At 58.1% G+C, this 21182-nt stretch carries 18 protein-coding genes; 13 read left to right on the top strand and 5 right to left on the bottom strand.

The window, feature by feature from the left end; genetic code table 11:
- Positions 1-513: 513 nt before the first annotated feature.
- A complete protein-coding gene (locus QVF11_RS21965) occupies positions 514-1233 on the bottom strand; it encodes a phosphodiester glycosidase family protein (RefSeq protein ID WP_462660397.1) in 720 nt (239 codons plus the stop codon).
- 51 nt (positions 1234-1284) lie between these two features.
- Positions 1285-2400, bottom strand: a complete 1116-nt coding sequence (locus QVF11_RS21960; RefSeq protein WP_287856276.1) for a YbdK family carboxylate-amine ligase — start codon at positions 2398-2400, stop codon at positions 1285-1287.
- Positions 2401-2726: 326 nt separating this feature from the next.
- Here QVF11_RS21960 and QVF11_RS21955 point away from each other — a divergent pair, with 326 nt between their 5' ends.
- The 7 genes from QVF11_RS21955 to QVF11_RS21925 are packed head-to-tail and all read left to right on the top strand — an operon-like array spanning position 2727 to position 10767.
- Positions 2727-4391: an ABC transporter substrate-binding protein gene (locus tag QVF11_RS21955; protein WP_287856274.1), complete on the top strand. Its 1665-nt coding sequence runs from the start codon at positions 2727-2729 to the stop codon at positions 4389-4391.
- Positions 4392-4409: 18 nt separating this feature from the next.
- Entirely contained in the window at positions 4410-5363 is a 954-nt protein-coding gene (locus tag QVF11_RS21950; protein ID WP_112217375.1) for an ABC transporter permease, read from the top strand.
- Positions 5364-5365: 2 nt separating this feature from the next.
- The gene (locus QVF11_RS21945) at positions 5366-6259 is read left to right on the top strand and encodes an ABC transporter permease (protein WP_287856271.1); all 894 of its coding nucleotides are present in this window, start codon (positions 5366-5368) and stop codon (positions 6257-6259) included.
- Between the two features lie 3 nt (positions 6260-6262).
- The gene (locus QVF11_RS21940) at positions 6263-7306 is read left to right on the top strand and encodes an ABC transporter ATP-binding protein (protein WP_139538586.1); all 1044 of its coding nucleotides are present in this window, start codon (positions 6263-6265) and stop codon (positions 7304-7306) included.
- On the top strand, positions 7296-8306 hold the full coding sequence (locus QVF11_RS21935) for an ABC transporter ATP-binding protein (protein ID WP_112217377.1): 1011 nt from the start codon (positions 7296-7298) through the stop codon (positions 8304-8306). Before QVF11_RS21940 ends, QVF11_RS21935 begins: the two co-directional genes overlap by 11 nt.
- An 18-nt stretch (positions 8307-8324) precedes the next feature.
- Positions 8325-9509 (top strand): amidase, encoded by a 1185-nt coding sequence (locus QVF11_RS21930; protein WP_287856267.1) that lies wholly within the window; start codon positions 8325-8327, stop codon positions 9507-9509.
- On the top strand, positions 9499-10767 hold the full coding sequence (locus QVF11_RS21925) for a Zn-dependent hydrolase (protein ID WP_287856265.1): 1269 nt from the start codon (positions 9499-9501) through the stop codon (positions 10765-10767). Before QVF11_RS21930 ends, QVF11_RS21925 begins: the two co-directional genes overlap by 11 nt.
- A 485-nt stretch (positions 10768-11252) precedes the next feature.
- On the opposite strand, the gene QVF11_RS21920 is transcribed toward QVF11_RS21925, so the two are convergent.
- Positions 11253-12143 carry a DMT family transporter gene (locus QVF11_RS21920; RefSeq protein ID WP_287856263.1) on the bottom strand — a complete coding sequence of 297 codons (891 nt, stop codon included), beginning with the start codon at positions 12141-12143 and terminating at the stop codon, positions 11253-11255.
- Between the two features lie 108 nt (positions 12144-12251).
- Here QVF11_RS21920 and QVF11_RS21915 point away from each other — a divergent pair, with 108 nt between their 5' ends.
- The gene (locus QVF11_RS21915; protein ID WP_287856261.1) at positions 12252-13586 is read left to right on the top strand and encodes an aminotransferase-like domain-containing protein; all 1335 of its coding nucleotides are present in this window, start codon (positions 12252-12254) and stop codon (positions 13584-13586) included.
- On the opposite strand, the gene pdxR is transcribed toward QVF11_RS21915, so the two are convergent.
- Positions 13583-15049: a MocR-like pyridoxine biosynthesis transcription factor PdxR gene (gene pdxR / locus QVF11_RS21910; protein ID WP_142512077.1), complete on the bottom strand. Its 1467-nt coding sequence runs from the start codon at positions 15047-15049 to the stop codon at positions 13583-13585. The two genes, QVF11_RS21915 and pdxR, sit on opposite strands and share 4 nt — an antisense overlap.
- Positions 15050-15283: 234 nt before the next feature.
- On the opposite strand from pdxR, the gene QVF11_RS21905 reads away from it, so the two are divergent.
- From QVF11_RS21905 to QVF11_RS21890, 4 genes are read left to right on the top strand one after another with little or no spacing between them, the layout of a single operon-like run.
- Positions 15284-16135 carry a transporter substrate-binding domain-containing protein gene (locus QVF11_RS21905; RefSeq protein ID WP_142512076.1) on the top strand — a complete coding sequence of 284 codons (852 nt, stop codon included), beginning with the start codon at positions 15284-15286 and terminating at the stop codon, positions 16133-16135.
- A 51-nt stretch (positions 16136-16186) separates the two neighbouring features.
- Positions 16187-16828: an amino acid ABC transporter permease gene (locus QVF11_RS21900; RefSeq protein ID WP_110273235.1), complete on the top strand. Its 642-nt coding sequence runs from the start codon at positions 16187-16189 to the stop codon at positions 16826-16828.
- A 14-nt stretch (positions 16829-16842) separates the two neighbouring features.
- A complete protein-coding gene (locus QVF11_RS21895; protein ID WP_112217395.1) occupies positions 16843-17508 on the top strand; it encodes an amino acid ABC transporter permease in 666 nt (221 codons plus the stop codon).
- Positions 17501-18262, top strand: coding sequence for an amino acid ABC transporter ATP-binding protein (locus QVF11_RS21890; RefSeq protein ID WP_287856256.1), 762 nt, complete (start codon positions 17501-17503; stop codon positions 18260-18262). Before QVF11_RS21895 ends, QVF11_RS21890 begins: the two co-directional genes overlap by 8 nt.
- Before the next feature lie 521 nt (positions 18263-18783).
- Here the strand turns inward: QVF11_RS21890 and QVF11_RS21885 are convergent.
- Positions 18784-19548 carry an SDR family NAD(P)-dependent oxidoreductase gene (locus QVF11_RS21885; protein WP_287856254.1) on the bottom strand — a complete coding sequence of 255 codons (765 nt, stop codon included), beginning with the start codon at positions 19546-19548 and terminating at the stop codon, positions 18784-18786.
- A 182-nt stretch (positions 19549-19730) separates the two neighbouring features.
- Between QVF11_RS21885 and QVF11_RS21880 the strand changes: the two genes are divergently transcribed.
- Entirely contained in the window at positions 19731-21068 is a 1338-nt protein-coding gene (locus QVF11_RS21880) for an aspartate aminotransferase family protein (protein WP_142464080.1), read from the top strand.
- Positions 21069-21182 lie beyond the last annotated feature (114 nt).

Here is a 21182-nt window from a genome sequence, read left to right as displayed (position 1 = left end):
TGCGCCTCGGGCCTGGTAGCCCGGACAGGCGCGCCAGCGCCGCCTCCGGGGAGATGTGGAGGCGTTCCGTTCACCACTATCTTGCAGAAAATGTCTCACCGTGGAACGTGAACGGGTAAAGGGGGAGAAAACCGTCTCCCCCTTTACAATCCCCGCGGTCCCGCAAAGAAATCGGTGCTGCGCACTGCGCTCACCTCCCGGTCCTCAGCCTGCGGTCGGCTCAACTCGACACTACTCGTCCCATCCCTGGGACTCGCCCCTCCGGGGCCAGCGCAAGCACTGTTCAAAATTGCTCCGGGCAATTTTGTCCATGTCTCGATTCGCCTCTGTCCGCCATCCCTGGCGGCCAGCCCTTGTCTTCGGACCTCCGGTTCGCCGATTTCAGCGGGCGCCAGGGCATCGCTGTGAGTTTTTCTGTTTCAAGGGGGATTCAGTTGCTGCATGAAAATCTTCCCGGAGGCGGCGCTTGACGCGCCTGTCCGGGCTACAAAACCGCAGGCGATGTTATGCTGACTACCGGCTCTCCACTGCGATCATGGTGACGAACGGGTGGTACTGCCACGGCACGCTGCCGCCTCTCTGATACATCTTTGAAATAGTGCCATCGAGATACAGCATCTGGCGTACGTTGAGCTTTGTCTGCGCGTAGCAGGCGAAATCATAGAAATTGGTTTCGTGCTCGCTAAGCATAAATACCACTTTGCCCTCAGGGGTGATGCCCACGCCGTTACGCAGCTTGCGCGAGCTGGCAGAGGGCTTCAGGCGCCAGTTGATCTTGCCGTTTTCAATCAGCATCGGTCCTGACTGCACGGCATACTGGATGGCTGGCGAGGGCTTGAATTTCTCGAGGCTGACAATGCCCGCGCTTTGTCCTTTCAGGTAAAACACTCCGCCGGGACGAATAAAAAAATTGCCGCCGCCGGAGGCGCGGTTAAGTGGCGTCAGCTGCCTGCCTTTCTCGATATACAGCCCCAGCGGCGCATAGGCTTTATCATAAATTCCGCCGTTCATCGCCATCTGTACCCGTCCGTTCTGGTTGATATCCGCCAGCAGCGATCGCAGCGATCCCCAGGCTTTGCCATCCTCTTTCTGCCAGTACATGACAATGCGCTCGCGCTGCGGATTAACGGTATAGCTTTGTAGCGTCAGCAACGGATCGGTCAGCGAGCATTTTCCGCTGGCGAACGCAGGTAGAGATAACAGCAACAACGGCAGAAGAGATAAACAGCGCACGACAGGATCCCAGACAAAAACGAAAGCGTGCAGTATACCGTTTTATCGCCGCTACGCCGTCCAGATCTCGCAATGCTTCTGTACCAGACCGATTAGCGATCCGCCGTTGGCGACAAACTCGCGCATCCGCTGAGATTCACTGCGATCCTGCTTCGCCTGGCGGACGACTGCATCCAGTGCGCTGTCAGCCTGAAGCTTATGGGCAAAGGGCGTCAGTTTATCCGCCAGTTGTAAAATCTCTTCGCGAAACGACTGCTGTTTACCCGTGTGAACATCGGTATTGATGCCATCCAGCCCATAACGACAGGCTTGATAGCGGTTGAAGGGGTAGAGCAAATAATCCTCAGGCTGGTGCTTAAACGGACGCTCCGTCAGCAGCCAGCAGGCGATAATCTGGATAAATCCGGCAATATTCACCGCCTGGGCTATCGTCAGCGGCGTGTCCATCACCCGCACCTCGACGGTACCAAAACCCGGACTTGGGCGAATATCCCAGTGCAGATCCTTCATACTGTCGATCATGCTGGTATAGCTAAGACGACGAAATAGCCCGATAAAGGCCTGCCAGCTGTCGACCCACGGCATCGGGCCGTTGTCAGGGTAAGCCGCAAAAAGGTTCAGCCGCGAACAGGCAAAACCGCTATCCGCACCGTCGAGCCAGGGAGAGGCGGCGTTTAACGCAATAAAATGTGGCACAAAGCGCGACAGGCCGTGCAGCAGGTAAATCGCATCATCGCCATTTTGGCATCCCACGTGTACGTGCTGGCCGAATATTGTCGCCTGTTTCGCCAGATAGCCAAAGTGCTCGACGGTTTTCAGGTAGCGCGGGTTATCGCTGATCTGCTGGCGCTGCCAGCTTTGAAACGGGTGGGTTCCGCCGCCGCATATTTGCAGATGATGGTGGGCAGCGGCGCGCAGCACCGCCTGCTGAATGGCCCCCAGCTGCGCCGTGGCCTGATGGATATCGCGGCAGATACCGGTCGCGATTTCCAGCATGCTTTCGGTAATGTCATGCTTGGCTTCGCCCGCTTTCAGCGTGTTTTGCACTTCATCAATAAGCGCGGAAGAGTCCTGGCTTAGGTCGTAGCCCGGCGGATTGACCACCTGAAGCTCCAGCTCGATGCCGAGGGTAAAAGGCTCGGAGCGATGAAAATCGGGTAAGGGCATAGCGATTCCCTCCTTATCTTTATAACAGGAGTATAGAAGGAATCAGTTGATGCTGATAATTTGCTGTATATTATGAATTTAATTTATAAAAAATGACGCGGCGTGATTATTATCTCCCGGGAATATTAAGGCTGGTGCAATCCTGCAACACAATTCCCGTCGATGGTGCAAAAAGATAAGGTTGTTTTATTTTTTTAATTAAAATCATTAAGATAATATAAGTCATTCTTATTTTATAAGCCATTTCACACTTATTTCCCGCAGATTCAGAACTGGTATGCATCTTGCCTGTTAAATAGCGACTTTTATTTAACAGGGACAATGTGATGCTGAAGAAAAAATTACTCTCACGTAAATGCCATCTCGCCGTTGCTGTTAGCGGGGCATTGGCGCTGTTTGCCGCTTTACCGGCTCATGCCTCAACGTTGCGGATAGCGATGACCGCCGCCGACATCCCTTTAACCCTCGGTCAGCCCGATCAGGGTTTTGAAGGTAACCGCTTCACCGGCATCCCGCTCTACGACGCTCTTGTTGAGTGGGATCTGTCGCAAGGAGAAAAGCCCAGCGGCTTGGTTCCGGGGCTGGCGACCGAGTGGCACGTTGACCCGCAAGATCAAAGTCGCTGGATTTTCACCCTGCGCCCGGGAGTGAAGTTTCACGATGGCTCGGAGGTCAACGCCGATGCTATTGTCTGGAACGTGGATAAAGTGCTGAATAAAACCGCTCCGCAGTACGCTCCGGGCCAGATTGGTAACACGCTTTCGCGCATGCCGACCCTGACCGGTGCGCAGAAGATTGACGACCACACCGTGGTGTTGACCACCTCCGAGCCGGATGCGCTACTGCCGTACAATATCACCAACCTGTTTATCGTTTCCCCGACGGCGTGGCAGAAGCTGTATGACGCGGTACCGGCAAGCAGCGGCGATACCGCCGCGCGCAGTAAGCAGGCATGGACTGAATTCGCCGCCCATGCGGTGGGCAGCGGCCCGTTTAAAATGGAAAAACTGGTTCCCCGCCAGCAGCTGATCCTCGACAAAAACCCCGACTACTGGAACAAAGATCGCATTCCTCGGGTGGATAAAGTGGTGCTGATCCCGCTGCCGGAAGCCAACGCCCGCACCGCGGCGCTGCTCTCAAAGCAGGTGGACTGGATTGAAGCCCCGGCCCCGGACGCGGTCGATCAAATCAAAGCCCAGGGTTTTAAAATCTACGCCAATACCCAGCCGCACCTGTGGCCGTGGCAGTTCTCCTTCGAAGAGGGCTCGCCGTGGAAAGATATTCGCGTGCGCAAAGCCGCCAACCTGTGCCTTAACCGCGCCGAGCTGAAAAGCTATCTCGGCGGCTATATGACCGAGGCGACCGGCGTCTATGAGGCCGACAGCCCGTGGCACGGTAAGCCCACTTTCCAGATTAAGTATGACCCGGACACCGCCCGCAAGCTGATGACTGAAGCCGGATATAGCGCCGGTAAGCCGCTGCACGTGACCGTTGCCACTTCGGCATCCGGTTCCGGGCAGATGCAGCCGCTGCCGATGAACGAGTACATCCAGCAGAGCCTGAAAAGCTGCTTCTTTAACGTCGATATCAAAGTTAACGAATGGAACACCCTGTTTACCAACTGGCGTCTCGGAGCGAAAGATCCGTCCGCGAAGGGGATCGACGCGATCAACGTCAGCGCCGCGGTGAACGACCCCTATTTCGGCATGATCCGTTTCTCTACCGCCAAAGCCTTCCCGCCGGTCGCAACGAACTGGGGCTACTTCTCGACCCCGGAAACCGAAAAGCTGGCCACGGCGGTGAAGCACGCCTTTACTCCGGCTGAAATGGATAAAGCCGCCGGTGAACTGCACGCCGCGCTGGTCGATCAGGTGCCGTTCCTGTTCGTTGCCCACGACGTCGGGCCACGGGCGATATCACCTGCCGTCACCGGGGTGGTACAGCCGCAAAGCTGGTTTATCGACCTCAGTCTGGTGAGCAAAAAAGAGTAATCGTCACGGGAGCAAGAGATGATCAATACGCTGCTATATCGCATCCTGCTGGCCGTCCCCACCATGCTTGGGGTGGCGGTAATCTGTTTTATGCTGGTGCAAATAGCACCGGGTGACCCGCTGGTGTCGGTGATGCCGCCGGACGCCTCGGAAGCGCTGCGTCAGACCTTAATGCAGGCCTACGGTTTTGATAAACCGCTGCCGCTGCAGTTTGTTCACTGGCTATGGCGGGCGCTGCACGGAGACTTAGGCATGTCGGTCGCCACCGGGCGCCCGGTGATTGGCGAAGTGATGACGGCGGTGACTTACTCTCTGCGTCTGGCGCTGCTGGCGACGGTGATTGGCTTTGTGCTGGGTAGCCTGTTTGGTTTTGTCGCTGGTTACTTTCGTAACAGCATTATTGACCGCCTGGCTTCGGTGCTGTCGGTGTTTGGCGTTAGCGTGCCGCACTACTGGCTGGGGATGCTGCTGGTCATCATTTTTAGCGTCAAACTCGCGCTGCTGCCGGCGACCGGCGGTGGGCCGATTGGCGAGGTGGGCTGGCAGTGGGACTGGGAACATCTGCAGTTTATGCTGCTGCCTGCTTTTACGCTGTCGGTGATCCCAACCGGGATTATTGCCCGCACCGTCCGTTCGCAAGTGGCGGATATTCTTAGCCAGGAGTTTATCGTCGGCCTGCGCGCCCGGGGGCTTAACGAGTCGCGAATCTTTCTGCACGTGGTGAAAAACGCCGCCCCGACCGCGCTGGCGGTAATGGGCCTGCAGGTTGGCTATCTGATGGGCGGCTCGATTCTGGTGGAAACCGTCTTCTCCTGGCCCGGTACCGGGATGCTGCTGAACACCGCCATTTTCCAGCGTGACCTGCCGCTATTGCAGGGCACCATCTGGGTGCTGGCGCTGTTCTTTGTGCTGCTCAATCTGCTGGTGGATATTCTGCAAACCACTCTCGACCCGCGAATTAAGAGGAGCTGACGATGGTGGATACCGTGACAACCAAAGGCATTCCCGTTTCTGCAACGACGGTCGCCAGACAAGGCTACTGGCGCGGCGTGTTTAGCCGACTGCTGCGCGACCCCGGCGGGGTCTTTGTTGGGGCGATCATTCTGATTCTGCTGGCGCTGGCGCTGTTTGGTCCGTGGCTGATAGTCAAAGACCCTTATCAGACATCGATGTTTCTACGCCTTAAACCGATTGGCTCCGACGGCTTTGTGCTGGGCTCCGATGAACTGGGGCGCGATATGCTCTCAAGGCTGATTCTCGGCACCCGCCTGTCGCTGTTTATGGGCATCGTTCCGGTGGTGTTCGCCTTTTTTATCGGCGGCGCGATCGGCATTATCGCCGGATATGCGGGCGGTAAAACCAACACCCTTATTATGCGCACCGTCGACGTGTTTTATGCGTTTCCCTCGGTTCTGCTGGCGATAGCGCTCTCCGGTGCGCTGGGGGCGGGTATTGGCAACGCGCTGCTGTCGCTGACCCTGGTATTTGTCCCCCAGGTGGCGCGTATCGCCGAAAGCGTCACCGCCCAGGTGCGGCATATGGATTATATCGACGCCGCCCGCGCCACCGGGGCCAGCGCGTTCACTATTATTCGCGTGCAGGTGCTGGGCAACGTTTTAGGGCCGATTTTCGTCTTTTCTACCGGGTTGATTTCGGTGTGCATGATCCTCGCTTCCGGCCTCTCTTTTCTGGGTCTTGGCGTTCGCCCGCCTGAGCCTGAGTGGGGGCTGATGCTCAACACCCTGCGCACGGCAATCTATACCCAGCCGTGGGTGGCGGCGCTGCCCGGCCTGATGATTTTTATCACCTCCATTTCGTTCAATATCCTCGCGGACCGCCTGCGCGCGGCAATGGCGATTAAGGAGTAAGCGATGCAACCCTTTATCAATATCGACCTCGGCGGACCGGCTCAGCCGCTGTTGAAGGTCAACAATCTGCTGAAACATTTTCCTGCCGGTGGCGGCAAAAAGCGCGAAGTGGTGCAGGCGGTGGATGACGTTAGCTTTACGGTGGTCAAAGGCGAAACCCTTGGTGTAGTAGGGGAGTCGGGCTGCGGTAAATCAACCACCGCCCGGCTGCTGATGCAACTGCTTAAGCAGGATAGCGGCGAGCTGATTTTTGATGGCCTGGAGGTCGGCTCATCGCGTCTGCCGATGAAAGAGTATCGCCGTCAGGTGCAGATGGTCTTTCAGGATAGCTACGCGTCGCTGAATCCGCGCATGACCATGGAAGAGAGCATCGCGTTCGGCCAGCGGGTACACGGCGTTAGCGCCAAAGAGGCCAGCGAATATGCACGCTATCTGCTGGCGCATGTCGGCCTTGAGCCTGGGCGCTTTGCCCATCGCTACCCGCACGCGCTCTCCGGCGGCCAGCGCCAGCGCGTCAACATCGCCCGCGCGCTGGCGATGAAGCCCCGGCTGGTCATTCTCGATGAAGCGGTCTCGGCGCTGGATAAATCGGTTGAAGCCCAGGTGCTGCAATTGTTGCAGGAGCTTAAGCGAACGCTGGCGCTGACCTATGTGTTTATCAGTCACGATCTGCACGTGGTGCGCTGGCTGTCAGATCGCATTCTGGTGATGTACCTCGGCGAGGTGGTGGAGATTGGCCCGGCGGAGCAGCTGTTTACCGCCTCGGCGCACCCTTATACCCGCGCGTTATTAAGCTCGATGCCGTCGATGGATCCGCAACATCGCACCTTAACCTCCCCGCTGAGCGGCGATCCGCCCAGCCCGATTTCACCCCCTTCCGGCTGCCGGTTTCATACCCGCTGTCCGCATGCCAGAGCGGTGTGCTCGCAGGTGAAGCCAAAGCTTGAAAGCGTCGGTGAAGGACATCAAAGCGCCTGCCTGATGGCGCAGCCCGCGTCGCCCTGGCATCAGAATATCGTCATCCAGGAGGTGAGCCATGTCGCATGAAGCTTATGTCCATATCCGCGACCTGCGGGTGGAGTTTCGCCGCGACGGCCAGACGGTCAACGCGGTTAACGGCGTCTCCTTTGATGTGCAAAAGGGCGAGGTGATGGCGTTGATCGGCGAATCCGGCTCCGGGAAAAGCGTCACTCTGCGCGCCCTGATGCGGCTGCATCCGCCGAAAAGCAGTGTGCTTTCCGGTACCCTGAAAGTCGGAGAGGAAGAGGTGCTGTCTATGAGCGCCGCGCAGCTACGGCGCTATCGCGGCGCGCGCTGTGCGATGATTTTTCAGGAGCCGCTGCTGGCGTTCGACCCGGTCTATACCGTTGGACAGCAGATTGTTGAGGGGCTGCGCCGCCACGAAGGGTTGTCGCGTCAGGCTGCGCTGGAGCGGGCGTTGGAAGCGCTGCGCCAGGTGCGCATCCCCAGCCCCGAGCGGCGGCTGGACGCCTATCCGCACGAGATGTCCGGCGGGATGCGCCAGCGAGCAATGATTGCTCTTGCGCTCTCCTGCAATCCGCAGCTGCTGCTGGCGGATGAGCCGACCACCGCGCTGGATGCGACGGTGCAAATCCAGATCCTGATCCTGCTGCGCGAGCAGCAAAAGCAGCGCGATCTGTCGATTATCTTCGTGACTCACGATATCGGCGCGGCAGTGGAGATTGCCGACCGGGTGGCGGTGATGTACGCCGGGCGCATCGTTGAAGAGGCGTCGATTGAGGACATTTTATATCGTCCTCGCCATCCTTATACCCAGGTGCTGTTAGGTAGCCGTCCGAAAGAGGGGCTGAAAAAGGGCGACGCGCTGCACTGCATCCCTGGTTCGCCGCCCGATCTCTCGCGCCTGCCGCCTGGCTGTGCCTTTGCCGAGCGCTGCCCGCACGCGCGACCGGCCTGCGCTGAGAGCCAACCAACGACAGAACAGGTAGGGTCGCGTCACGTGGTGAGCTGCCATCGCTGGCGGGAGCTGAATGCATCCGTTGAAAACCAGGCGCTTTACGCCTGAATCACAGAGGAGACTAACATGCAGGATGACCTTCGCGCCTTTATGCCCTATCCGGCGCACCCGGTGGCGCATGCCTTAAGCGGACCGCTGAGCGGGCTGACCTTTGCGGTCAAAGATTTGTTCGACGTGGCGGGCTACCCGACCGGCGGCGGCAATCCGCACCTGCTGGCGCTGTCCGGAATTAAAAAACGCACCGCCCCGGTGGTGCAAACGCTGCTGGATAACGGCGCGCGCTTTATCGGTAAAACCCATACCAGCGAGCTGGCGTATTCGATGAGCGGGCACAACGTGCATTATGGCACCCCGCGCAACGGGGCCGCGCCCAATCATATTCCCGGCGGCTCTTCGTCCGGCTCGGCGTCGGCGGTATCGAACGATGCCTGTGATTTTGCCCTCGGTAGCGATACCGGCGGCTCGGTACGCACTCCCGCCAGCTATTGCGGATTGTACGGCCTGCGTCCGACCCACGGGAGAATCTCCCTCGACGGCTGTCAGCCGCTGTGTGCCACCATGGACACCTGCGGCTTCTTCACCCGCTCGCCGGAAGTCTTTTCTGCCGTTGCCGCCTGTCTGTTCAGTGATGAGAGAGTGGATATTAGCCGCGTTCGGCTGGCCAGCCATGATGGGCTTTTTTCCCGTCTGCCGCCGTGCAGTCAGCAGGCCCTGCTACCGGTTCGCCAGCGGCTGGGGCACTTTTTTGGCACGGTTTCACCCTTGAGCGAATCGCTGCCGGAGGTGGACGATATCTATCTCGCCTTCCGCCAGATTCAGGGCTACGAAGCGTGGCAGGCGCAGGGGGAAACTATTGAGCGCTACGGCTTGCAATTGGGACCGGATGTGCGCGAACGCTTCTTTTGGGGCAAAGCGGTGACTCGCGAGCAGTTTGAAACCGCCTGTCAGTTGCGCGAACGGTTTAGCGCCTGGTGGGACGCACAGCTCGGCGATGCGGTGCTGGTGATGCCAACGGTTCCCGACGGCGCGCCGCTGCTGACGGCGCAGGCTGAAGAGATAGAAGCGGTTCGCCGCCTGTCCCACGACCTGCTGTTAATTTCCGTAATGACCCGGCGTCCGCAGGTGACGCTGCCGGTTACTCAGGTGGGCGGTTTACCGCTGGGGATTTCATTTTTAGGGCCACGCGGCAGCGATCGCCTGCTGGTTGAGCTGGCCACCGCGTTTATGCAAGGAGACCGAAATGAGCAGTGATGTCCTTTTTACCCCGATGACTGAGACCACCGATAGCCGTGTTAATGGCGAGCGCCTGTGGGATTCGCTAATGACGCTGGCGGAAATCGGTGCCACGCCGAAGGGGGGCTGCTGTCGTCTGACGCTCACTGATCTCGACCGGCAGGGGCGCGATCTGGTCATTAGCTGGGCGCAGGCGGCCGGGATGAGCGTCACCGTAGATAAAATCGGCAACGTCTTTATGCGTCGGGAAGGGCGTAATCCGGCGCTGCCGCCGATTGTTTCCGGTAGCCATATTGATACCCAGCCAACCGGCGGCAAATTTGACGGTAACTACGGTGTGCTGGCGGCGCTGGAGGTGGTGCGTACCCTGAACGATCTGGAGATTGAAACCGACGCGCCGATTGAAGTGGTGTTCTGGACCAATGAAGAGGGTTCGCGTTTTGTGCCGGTGATGATGGGTTCCGGGGTGTTTGCCGGGGTATTTCCGCTGGAGACTATCTACACGGCGAAGGATGCGGAAGGCAAAACCGTGGGCGAGGAGCTGGCGCGCATCGGCTATATCGGCAGCCAGGTGCCAGGCGACCATCCGATTGGCGCTTACTTCGAAGCACATATCGAGCAGGGGCCGATTCTGGAAGATGAAGAGAAAATCATTGGTATCGTGCAGGGTGTGCTGGGTATTCGCTGGTATGACTGCGTGGTAACCGGTCAGGAGTCCCACGCCGGGCCGACGCCGATGCGCCTGCGCCAGGATGCGTTACAGGTCGCGACCCGCATTATGCAGGAGGTGGTGGCGATTGCCGGACGCAGCGAAGAGGGGCGCGGTACGGTAGGGATGGTTCAGGTCTATCCGAACAGCCGCAACGTGGTGCCGGGCGAGGTGACTTTTTCGATTGATATGCGCAATCTGAGCGATGCGCTGGTGGATGAGATGGACCGCCAACTGCGCGAGTTTATCGGCAGCGTCGAGCAGGAGAGCGGCCTGAAGGTGGCCCTGAAAGAGGTGAGCCACTATCCGGCAGCACCGTTCCACCCGGATTGCCAGACGGCGATTGCCGGAGCCGCGCAGCGTCTGGGGTATCCTGCACGGGAGATTGTGTCCGGTGCTGGTCATGACGCGGTGTATATGAGCTATCTGGCGCCGACCGGGATGATTTTTATCCCCTGCAAGGACGGCATCAGCCATAACGAAATTGAGTATGCTTCCCCGGAACATGTTGAGGCAGGGGCAAACGTGCTGCTGCAGGTGATGCTGCAGTACGCGCGGGCGGTGTAGACCGTCGTTCTCCCCGGTCGCGCTGCGCTTACCGGGGCTACGTGTTTCCAGCCGTCTATGATTTTGTAGCCCGGACAGGCGCGTCAAGCGCCGCCTTCGGGGAGATTTTCATGCAGCAACTGAATCCCCCTTGAAACAGAAAAACTCACAGCGATGCCCTGGCGCCCGCTGAAATCGGCGAACCGGAGGTCCGAAGACAAGGGCTGGCCGCCAGGGATGGCGGACAGAGGCGAATCGAGACAGTGATGTCGAGTTGAGCCGACCGCAGGCTGAGGACCGGGAGGTGAGCGCAGTGCGCAGCACCGATTTCTTTGCGGGACCGCGGGGATTGTAAAGGGGGAGACGGTTTTCTCCCCCTTTACCCGTTCACGTTCGACAGAAATACATTTTCTGCGGGATAGCGGTGAACGGAATCCATATACATTCCCGGAGGCGGCGCTTGACGCGCCTGTCCGGGCTACCAGACCCCTTCTCCGGGAACTTCTTTAGCGGCTAAATTTACGCGAGCCGACAACGCACAGAACCACCCCCAATGTCACCGCCAACATCACTGGGCTCACGGTTTCGTGCAAAAGCGCTGCCGACAGAGCCAGCCCGAAGAATGGTTGTAGTAGCTGAAGCTGACCGACGGCGGCGATACCGCCAATAGCCAGCCCTTTGTACCAGAAGATAAAACCAATCAGCATGCTGAAGAGCGACACATAGCCGAGCGCGGCCCAGGCTGATGCCGATATCGCGCTCCATGACGCTGGCTGGGTCATCAAGGAGGCAACCAGCATAAAAGGCAGCGCAATAATCAACGCCCAGCTAATCACCTGCCAGCCACCAAGCTCCCTCGTCAGCTTTGCCCCCTCGGCATAGCCCAGGCCGCAGGCGATAACCGCCGCAAGCATCAGCAGATCGCCGATGAGCGACGTGACCGCATTTTGCGTTAGCGCGAATCCCGCCACCAGCAGGCTACCAATAATAGAAAAAGCCCAGAACGCGCGACGTGGACGTTCCCCGCCACGCAGCACGCCAAAAATTGCCGTCATCAGCGGTAATAGCCCGATGAAAACTATCGAATGCGCAGAACTAACATGCCGCAGGGCCAGCGCCGTCAGCAGCGGAAAACCAATCACCACGCCCAATGAGACAATCACCAGCGGGACAAGCTGCGACAGGCGCGGGCGTTTCTGGCGAAAACTCACCACCAGGACGATGGCCAGAATCCCGGCGATAGAGGCGCGCAGATAAGTCAGCATGAACGGGTCCATATCCAGCACCGCCAGACGCGTCGCGGGCAGCGAGCCGCTAAAAATAATGACCCCCAGTAAACCGTTGAGCCATCCCGACCATGATCCCGGATCTGTTTTGTGAACCGCTGAATCTACCACGTTAACCTCGCTATATTGGATGTGCTGTACTGACTTGAGCAATGTCTGAGGTGATGGTAGTGTGCTCAATCTAATACAATCAAATTATTGTCATAGATACATTCACCGATGAAAGCCCGATACAAAGCCATTGTTGATCGCTACGCGCAGGCGATTCATAGCGGGCAGATGTCCGCCGGAACCCGTCTGCCAACGCATCGCTCCCTTGCGGCAGATGAACATATCTCGCTGGCCACGGCCACGCGCGTGTATCACGAACTGGAGGCAATGGGTCTGGTCAGCGGTGAAACCGGGCGCGGAACCTTTGTACGCGACATCTCGCTCCCGCCGGGGCATGGCGTCGATCAGCAGGTGATAGCTGCCGATGTCGTAGATCTGAACTTCAACTATCCTTCGCTGCCGGGGCAAGGGGATGCGCTGCGCGAGGCGCTCAGGCAGCTTGCGATGGCGGGGGATATTGACTCTCACCTGCGCTATCAACCCCATGCCGGGCGGCTCGCAGAGCGTGAAATTATCGCTCGTCATTTGACCGGCAACCGCTTTGCTCCTGACGCGGAAAATGTGCTGATCGTCAACGGCGCTCAGCACGGGCTGGCGGTGACCGTGATGGGGCTTCTGCGACCGGGCGATGTGGTTGCGGTGGATGCGCTAACCTACTCGGGCTTTAAGGTTTTGGCGGCGATGTATCATCTGGAGCTGGTGGCAATTCCCTGTAGCGCCGAGGGACCGGATCTCCATGCGCTTCATCAACTATGCCAGCAGCGGCACGTACGGGCGGTTTATACCATGCCGACGCTGCATAATCCGCTCGGCTGGGTGCTCAGTCTTCGCCAGCGGCAAGTGCTGACAGATCTTGCGCGCCAGCACGATCTGCTGATTATTGAAGATGCCGCATACGCCAGGCTGGTTAGTCATCCGCCGCCCCCGGTGGCCAGCTATGCGCCGGAAAGAACGGTCTATGTCACCGGTTTTTCCAAAAATGTAGCTACTGGTCTGCGCGTGGGGGCGGTTATCTGCCCGTCGCACTGCCGACCCGAGATTGAGCGCGCTATCCGCGCCACGACGTGGAATACCCCTTCGCTGATGAGTTCGCTGGTCTGCGCCTGGATTGAAGACGGCACGGTTGCACGCTTTGAAACGCAGAAACGACAGGATGCGCGGCAGCGGCAGCGGGTTGCCCGTGAGGTTCTCGGTGCGCTTCCCTTAGTGAGCCATCCGGATTCGTACTTTCTTTGGCTGCCGCTTGCTGAGGAGAGCCGGGCCGATCGGCTGGTGAAAACGCTGATGGAGCGTAATATTTCCGTTTCGACTGCCGAGCCGTTTTGTGTTTCCACCCACGTCCCGCAGGCGCTGCGTATTGCCCTCGGATCCGTTCCTCTTGATAGCCTGCGTGCGGCGCTGCTCAGCGTGCTCGAAGCCGTAGAGTTTGAACAATACCGCTAACCCATCTGCGCCAACTGACCGCGCAGCACTTCAACCCCCTGCTCGATGGCGTCAGGGTTAATGGCATGGAAACCCATGCGGAAGAAGTTATCCGGCGGCGCGTCGCTAAGAAAATGCCGCGCGCCGGGTTCAATCAGTACCCCGGCGTGGGCGGCGCGCCAGGTCAACTGCTGAGTATTGATTTGCTCTGGCGTGGCTAACCAGAACGCGTTGGCATGTTCGCTGCCGGGGATGATTCGGCATTCCGGCAGATGATGTTGCAGCGCGTTATTGAGCCTGTCCCAGCGCTGGGCCGAGTCGTAATGGTAGCGCCGCAGGTGCGTTTCATAGTGGCCCTGGGCGAGGAAATGCGCCATCTGATACTGAATATTGGTCGGCGGATGGCGATATACCAGCCGCCGCAGCGCCCGCGCTTCATCAATCAGGTCCGGGTCGGCGACCATAAAGCCCAGCCGCAGACCCGGTGACAGCGCCTTTGACAGGCTGCTGACGTAGACCACTCTTCCGCTGCGATCGCTGGCCTTCAGCGCCGGAAGCGGGTTAAGCATAAAGTTACTTTCCGAGTCGTAATCGTCCTCAATAATGACCGCATCATGGCGAGCAGCATGCTCCAGCAGTTGGCTACGCCGCGCCTTGCTCATCGCCACGCCGGTCGGTACCTGGTGGCCGGGGGTCACATAGTAGTAATCGCAGGGCGTATCGTTGAGGACGATCCCCTGTTCATCCACCGGGTGCGGCACGATATCCGTATCGGCAAGCAGGAAGGTGTTGATGGCCTCGCGAAAACAGGGGTTCTCCACGCCGACTCGCGTCTTCGACGACATCAGCAGGCGGGTCAGCAGATAGAGCGCGTTTTGTGAACCGAGGGTAATCAGGATCTCATCCGGCGCGGCGACAATGCCGCGCTTGGGCAGTACCCGGGTGCGGATTTGCTCAATCAGCATCGGCACGTCCTGGTCGATATGGTCCACCACCCACGCCGGATCGCGCACCCCGCCATGCAGCCAGTTAGCCGCTGAACGCCATGTCGCCAGCGGAAACTGGCGGGTATCCGGCTGACCGTAGATAAACGGGTAGCGGTAGTTCATCCAGCCCGCCGGTTTCAGAATCGACTCCTGCTGGCTGGGGGTGATTTGCAGCCGCGTGCCCCAGCGTGGTGCAGAACCTTCGTCCTGCGGTGCAGCTTCCGGCGCAGTGGAAGGGGAAGCGTGCTGATAATCCGGGTGCAGGTAATACCCGCTACGCGGGCGACTTACCAGATATCCCTCGTTCACCAGCCCCTCAAAAACCAGCGCCGTGGTGTTACGCGACACCCGCAGCTGGCTGGCCAGCTGGCGGCAGGAGGGAAGCGGCATGTCGGCGGAAAAAATACCGCCCAGAATGGCGTTAATCAGCGTCTCGCGCACCTGCTCCTGCAAACCGCGGCGCGGGTCGAAATCAACGTGTAACAGGTGTCGGATCATGCTTAGCTCCTTACGCAAACGCTCTGTGCATGAACTGGAGCAAATTCCATACCATCCTGAAAATGACTGACACATCCACGCGGTGAATCTGGCTCTATCTGGAAATTTAAAACCGTTCCTAAATTAAAAATGTATTCATCAGTCGCGGACCGGAACTTCCGTCGGCACATATTTTGCAAAACCTTTTCATGTTCTGGAATGAACACGTCTGGCGAATTAATTAGGGGTGGATTGATGAAAAAATCATTAGGTTCAATGTGTCTTGGCGCCATCATGGCGATGGCCTTTTCTTATCACGCAGTTGCCGCCGATCTTCCGGAAATAGAAAAATCCGGCACATTGAAAGTCGCGACCGAAGATGATTACGCGCCGTTTAACTTTATGAATAACGGCCAGGCGGATGGCTTTAACAAAGATATGCTCGATGAATTACGTAAATACGCGAAATTCAATGTCGATCAGAGCATTTTGCCGTGGACCGGATTATTAGCGGCGGTCTCCACCGGTCAGTACGATATGGCGTTAACCGGCGCGGTGATTACCGACGACCGCCTGAAAGTCTTTGATTTCACGCCGCCGTGGGCTTCAGCACAGCACTATTTTGTCAAACGCGCTGGCGATAATTCACTGGATACGATTGCGAGTCTGAGCGGTAAAAAAGTGGGCGTTCAGGCGGGCAGCGCGCTGCTGGCGCGTCTGCCGGAACTGAAAGCGATGCTGGAGAAAACCGGCGGTAAACTGGGGCCGGTGGTGGAATATCCTTCCTACCCTGAAGCCTATGCCGACCTCGCCAACAAACGCCTCGATTACGTGATTAACGTGGTTATTTCGGTCAACGACCTGGCGAAGGCTAAGCCAAAGGTATTCGCCAAAGGTCTGGCGGTTTCCGGTCCGGGCTATATGGCGTGGCCGATCCCGAAAAACTCGCCGCAACTGCTGGCCTATATGACCAAATTTATGAACCACATGAAGGAAACCGGCAAGCTCGCCGAGCTGCAGAAAAAGTGGTTTGGCGAAACTTATGACGACCTGCCGACCGAAGCGATTACCAGCCCGGAACAGTTTCATAAATTAGCCGGTCTGTAATGTGTTCTGCGGCGGGTCACCGCCGCCTGTTAAGGTGTGAAGGAGGGCTTCATGGATGCAATTTCCTGGCAGTTACTGATTGAAGGCGCATGGACGACCCTCTGGATTTCGGCCATCGCCATCGCCTTTGGCGTGGTGATTGGCCTGCTGATTGCGCTGGTGCGAATGCTACGCGTACCGGTTATCGATCAGCTGCTGGTGGTCTATATCAGTCTGGCCCGCGCTACGCCGCTGGTGACGCTGGTGCTGTTCCTGTTTCTTTCTCTGCCGACGGTCGGGATTAACCTCGATAAAAACGTCGCGGCGATTGTGGCGCTGACGCTCAATACTTCGGCCTTCAACGCCGAAATCTGGCGCAACGCTTTTCGTACTTTCCCCCGCGAGCAGCGGGAAGCGGCGGAGTCGGTGGGGATGCGTCGCTGGCCTTACTTCCGCTATATCATGCTGCCGCAAATGTGGATTGAGAGCCTACCCGCGCTGGTCAACGAAATGTCGTTCCTGATAAAAGGCAGCCCGGCGATTGCGGTGATTGGCGTGGTGGATTTGACCCGCGTAACGAACCGAATTTCTTCGGTCACCTATGAACCTCTTTCGCCGATTCTGGCGGCGGGCCTGCTGTACGTGGTGATCATTGGTCTGCTGCTGAAACTGCAGGGGATGGCGGAGCGTAAAGCGAAACGTCTGGCGCGATAAATACAGGAGGTGCTATGAATCAGTGGGCCGTTATCTGGTCGGTGCGCGACAGCTTTATTGCCGGTTTACTCGCCACCCTTGAGCTATTTATTACCGCAGCCATTGCCGGATTAATTATCGGGATTGCGCTGTGCTATTTAACCGAATATCAAAAGAAAACGCTTAACCGGCTTATTATTGGCTTTGTCAGTTTAATGCGGGCCATTCCATTTTTGATACTGGCCTATTTGCTCTATTACGGCCTGCCGGAAGTCGGTATCAGTATGGAGGCGTGGACCGCTGGGCTGATTGCCTTAATTATCTATCACGGCGCTTATTTCTTTGAAATATTGCGCAGTCAGCGCCGGGTATTTTCAGGTGGCTATATAGAAGCCGCGGTGGCGCAGGGTTTTTCACGCTACAAAATATTCCGCCGCATTATTCTGCCCAATATCCTGTCTTCCGCATTACCGTTGATGGGTAACCAACTGATTATTTGCCTGAAAGACACCGCTTTTCTCAGCATTATCACCGTCCAGGAGATAACCGCTGCGGCCAACAGCGTGCAGGCCACTTATTTTATCCCGTTTAACGCCTTTATCGTCGCGATTGGACTCTACTGGGCTGTCAGCATTCTGCTGGAACTGCTGATTAAACGTCTGAGCGCCTGGGGAGCCAGAAGAGGAATGAGCCATGCATGATACGACTGCTGTAAGCGTCAAAAACGTTTCTAAACAGTTTGATAACGTTGAAGTTCTGCGTGATATCAATCTGACGGTAGAGAAGGGGACCGTGGTGAGCATTCTTGGTTCGTCGGGTTCTGGTAAATCAACACTGCTGCGCTGCATGAACTGGCTGGAGCAGCCGGATCGCGGCGAGGTGCGCATCAGCGGCCAGCGGCTGGGTATTGATGAACATAATGGCCGGGCCATGTCCCATCGGCAGCTGTCGAAAATCCGCGAGCGGGTCGGGATGGTGTTTCAGAGCTTTAACCTATGGCCGCACCTGACCGTACAGCAGAACGTCAGCGAAGCGCTGCTGCACGTGAAGGGAATGAAGCGTGATGAAGCGAAAGCTATTGCCATGCAGCAACTGGAGAAAGTGGGGATGGCGCATAAAGCCGACGTTTACCCCATCACGCTCTCAGGTGGACAGAAGCAGAGGGTGGCGATTGCCCGCTCGCTGGCGATGTCGCCGGAGGTGATTTTATTTGACGAGCCAACATCGGCCCTCGATCCCGAACTGGTCAATGAGGTGCTGGGCGTGATGAAAGCGCTGGCCGCCGAGGGTTACACCATGGTGGTGGTGACCCACGAGATGGACTTTGCACGTCAGGTATCGGATGAAGTGGTGTTTCTTGAGAAGGGGTTGTTGATTGAGAAAGCGCCGCCGGAGAAGTTTTTCACCAACCCGGATTCCGAGCGCGTCAGGCAGTTTTTACAGAGCAGCCGATAACAGTTAACCCCGGGTTGCGGCTGGCTACGGCTCTGCGGTTTTGTAGCCCGGACAGGCGCGTCAAGCGCCGCCTCCGGGAATGTATATGGATTCCGTTCACCGCTATCCCGCAGAAAATGTATTTCTGTCGAACGTGAACGGGTAAAGGGGGAGAAAACCGTCTCCCCCTTTACAATCCCCGCGGTCCCGCAAAGAAATCGGTGCTGCGCACTGCGCTCACCTCCCGGTCCTCAGCCTGCGGTCGGCTCAACTCGACACTACTCGTCCCATCCCTGGGACTCGCCCCTCCGGGGCCAGCGCAAGCACTGTTCAAAATTGCTCCGGGCAATTTTGTCCATGTCTCGATTCGCCTCTGTCCGCCATCCCTGGCGGCCAGCCCTTGTCTTCGGACCTCCGGTTCGCCGATTTCAGCGGGCGCCAGGGCATCGCTGTGAGTTTTTCTGTTTCAAGGGGGATTCAGTTGCTGCATGAAAATCTTCCCGGAGGCGGCGCTTGACGCGCCTGTCCGGGCTACCAAAACCTCAATCCCGGTCGATTGCGAACGGCTGCCAGGCTTGACGTACCGGCATCACTTCCACCCGATTGATATTCATATGGTCCGGCAGCGTGGCGATATAAAACATCTGCTCGGCAATATCCAGCGCGCTCAGCGGCGTGGTGCCGCGATAAAGATTATCCGACGCCGCCTGGTCACCTTTGGTGCGCACCAGGGTAAATTCCGTTTCGGCAATCCCCGGCGCGAGGTCGGTCACGCGCACACCGGTGCCGAGCAGGTCGCAGCGCAGGTTGTAGCTGAACTGCTTCACGAAAGCCTTGCTGGCGCCGTAGACGTGGCTGCCTGGATAGGGCCACTGCCCGGCGATAGAGCCGATATTAATGATGCTCGCGCCCGCGCCGTGGTTAATCAGCGTCGGCAGCAGGGCGTGGGTCACGTTGACCAGACCGGTGACGTTGGTGTCGATCATCGTTTTCCAGTCTTCCAGCTCCACTTTCTGCGCTGGCTGCGGCGACAGCGCCAGCCCGGCGTTGTTAATCAACGTGGTGATATCGGCGAATTCAGCGGGCAGCGCTGCCACGGCCGCGGCAACCGCATCGCTATCGCGTACGTCGAGTTCGATAATATGCACCGGGACCTTAGCGCTGAGCTTATCCGCTAACGTCTTCAGCCGCTCAACACGGCGTCCGCTCAGTACCAGCGACCAGCCCGCATCGGCGAAAACCTGCGCCGCCGCTTCCCCAAAACCCGAGGTCGCCCCGGTAATAAACACCACTTTGCTCGTTGCCATTTCATTCTCCTGTGCAGGTTGTCGCTCCCACTATAAAAACGCCGCGCGCGTGGGCACAGGGCCAGTCGGAGCGCGGCGATGTGACACGGTGTCACATCATTTTCGCCGTACTGGCTCTATCCGTTTTTCTCAGGCGCAGCCAATGATGATGCCAACAACAACGACATGAGAGAGGGCAGGGTATGAAGCTGGCAATACAGAACGATGTAGCGGTAAGCAATGATGAAGTTCGGCAGCTGGATCGCGCCTACGTATTTCATTCATGGTCGATGCAGGGCAATTTACATCCGCTGGTGATCGCCGGGGCCAAAGGCTGCGAGCTGTGGGATTACGAAGGCAATACGTACCTTGATTTCAGCAGCCAGTTGGTCAACGTCAATATTGGCTATCAGCATCCTCGCGTGCTGGCGGCAATGAAAGCGCAACTGGAAGAGCTGGTGACCATCGCGCCTGCCACCGCCAACCTCGCCCGTGGCGAAGCGGCGAAACGTATCGTCGAGCTGGCGCCGGAAGGCTTTAGCAAAGTGTTCTTCACCAACGCCGGAGCGGATGCCAACGAGAACGCCATCCGCATGGCTCGGCTCTATACTGGGCGCGATAAAGTGCTCTCTGCCTACCGTTCCTATCACGGTAATACCGGCAGCGCGATTGCCGCTACCGGCGACTGGCGTCGCGTGCCGAACGAGTATTCGCGCGGCCACGTTCACTTCTTCAACCCCTATCTCTACCGCAGCGAGTTCAACGCCACGACGGAAGAGGAGGAGTGCCAGCGCGCGCTGGCGCATCTGCGACGGATGATTGAGTGCGAAGGTCCTAACGCGATTGCCGCAATTCTGCTGGAATCCATTCCGGGTACCGCCGGAATTCTGGTGCCGCCGGATGGCTATATGCAAGGCGTGCGTGCGCTGGCCGACGAGTTTGGTATTGTGCTGATCCTCGATGAGGTAATGGCCGGTTTTGGCCGTACCGGCAGTTGGTTTGCCTTCGAGCAGGATGGCGTGGTACCGGATCTGGTGACCTTTGCTAAAGGAGTTAACGCCGGTTATGTTCCGGCGGGCGGCGTGCTGATTAGCGAACCGATTGCCCGCTATTTTGACGACCATTTCTTTGCCGGAGGGCTGACCTATTCCGGCCATCCGCTGGCGATGGCGGCGATTGTCGCCACCATTGACGCGATGAAAGAAGAGAAGGTTGTGGAGAATGCGGCAATGATGGGCAATGAGGTGCTGCGCCCGGGGCTGGAAGCGCTGGCGGAGAAACACGCGATTATCGGCAACGTCCGCGGTCGTGGTCTGTTCCAGGCACTGGAGCTGGTCAGCAGCCGCGAGCAGAAAACGCCGCTGACCGCTGCGGATATGGCGGCGATTAAGGGCGCGTTAACCGAAGCCGGTCTGCTGGCGTTTGTGGTGGAAAACCGCATTCACGTGGTGCCGCCGTGCACCATCAGCGCTGAGCAGGTAGCAAAAGGCCTGGCGATTTTTGATGCAGTATTCACCCGTTTCGCGAGCCTGGCGAAGTAAGGGATTTGTGCGGGTTGTTTCCCGGAGGCGGTGCTGCGCACCTGTCCGGGCTACCAAACTCGCAGAACGCACGGTCCCGTAGCCCGGGCAAGGCGCGTCAAGCGCCGCTCCCGG

It is taken from the genome of Klebsiella sp. (assembly GCF_027492335.1).
Taxonomy (GTDB): Bacteria; Pseudomonadota; Gammaproteobacteria; order Enterobacterales; family Enterobacteriaceae; genus Klebsiella; species Klebsiella huaxiensis.
This window is presented reverse-complemented; position numbering and strand designations above follow the sequence as displayed.

Bases quoted from the DNA above. Each gene is read 5' to 3' on its own strand.
- QVF11_RS21915 (WP_287856261.1), top strand. From the start codon at position 12,252: ATGAAAGCCCGATACAAAGCCATTGTTGATCGCTACGCGCAGGCGATT.
- pdxR (WP_142512077.1), bottom strand. From the start codon at position 15,049: ATGATCCGACACCTGTTACACGTTGATTTCGACCCGCGCCGCGGTTTG.
- QVF11_RS21950 (WP_112217375.1), top strand. From the start codon at position 4,410: ATGATCAATACGCTGCTATATCGCATCCTGCTGGCCGTCCCCACCATG.
- QVF11_RS21945 (WP_287856271.1), top strand. From the start codon at position 5,366: ATGGTGGATACCGTGACAACCAAAGGCATTCCCGTTTCTGCAACGACG.
- QVF11_RS21895 (WP_112217395.1), top strand. From the start codon at position 16,843: ATGAATCAGTGGGCCGTTATCTGGTCGGTGCGCGACAGCTTTATTGCC.
- QVF11_RS21960 (WP_287856276.1), bottom strand. From the start codon at position 2,400: ATGCCCTTACCCGATTTTCATCGCTCCGAGCCTTTTACCCTCGGCATC.
- QVF11_RS21885 (WP_287856254.1), bottom strand. From the start codon at position 19,548: ATGGCAACGAGCAAAGTGGTGTTTATTACCGGGGCGACCTCGGGTTTT.
- QVF11_RS21935 (WP_112217377.1), top strand. From the start codon at position 7,296: ATGTCGCATGAAGCTTATGTCCATATCCGCGACCTGCGGGTGGAGTTT.
- QVF11_RS21925 (WP_287856265.1), top strand. From the start codon at position 9,499: ATGAGCAGTGATGTCCTTTTTACCCCGATGACTGAGACCACCGATAGC.
- QVF11_RS21905 (WP_142512076.1), top strand. From the start codon at position 15,284: ATGAAAAAATCATTAGGTTCAATGTGTCTTGGCGCCATCATGGCGATG.
- QVF11_RS21930 (WP_287856267.1), top strand. From the start codon at position 8,325: ATGCAGGATGACCTTCGCGCCTTTATGCCCTATCCGGCGCACCCGGTG.
- QVF11_RS21880 (WP_142464080.1), top strand. From the start codon at position 19,731: ATGAAGCTGGCAATACAGAACGATGTAGCGGTAAGCAATGATGAAGTT.
- QVF11_RS21955 (WP_287856274.1), top strand. From the start codon at position 2,727: ATGCTGAAGAAAAAATTACTCTCACGTAAATGCCATCTCGCCGTTGCT.
- QVF11_RS21900 (WP_110273235.1), top strand. From the start codon at position 16,187: ATGGATGCAATTTCCTGGCAGTTACTGATTGAAGGCGCATGGACGACC.
- QVF11_RS21890 (WP_287856256.1), top strand. From the start codon at position 17,501: ATGCATGATACGACTGCTGTAAGCGTCAAAAACGTTTCTAAACAGTTT.
- QVF11_RS21940 (WP_139538586.1), top strand. From the start codon at position 6,263: ATGCAACCCTTTATCAATATCGACCTCGGCGGACCGGCTCAGCCGCTG.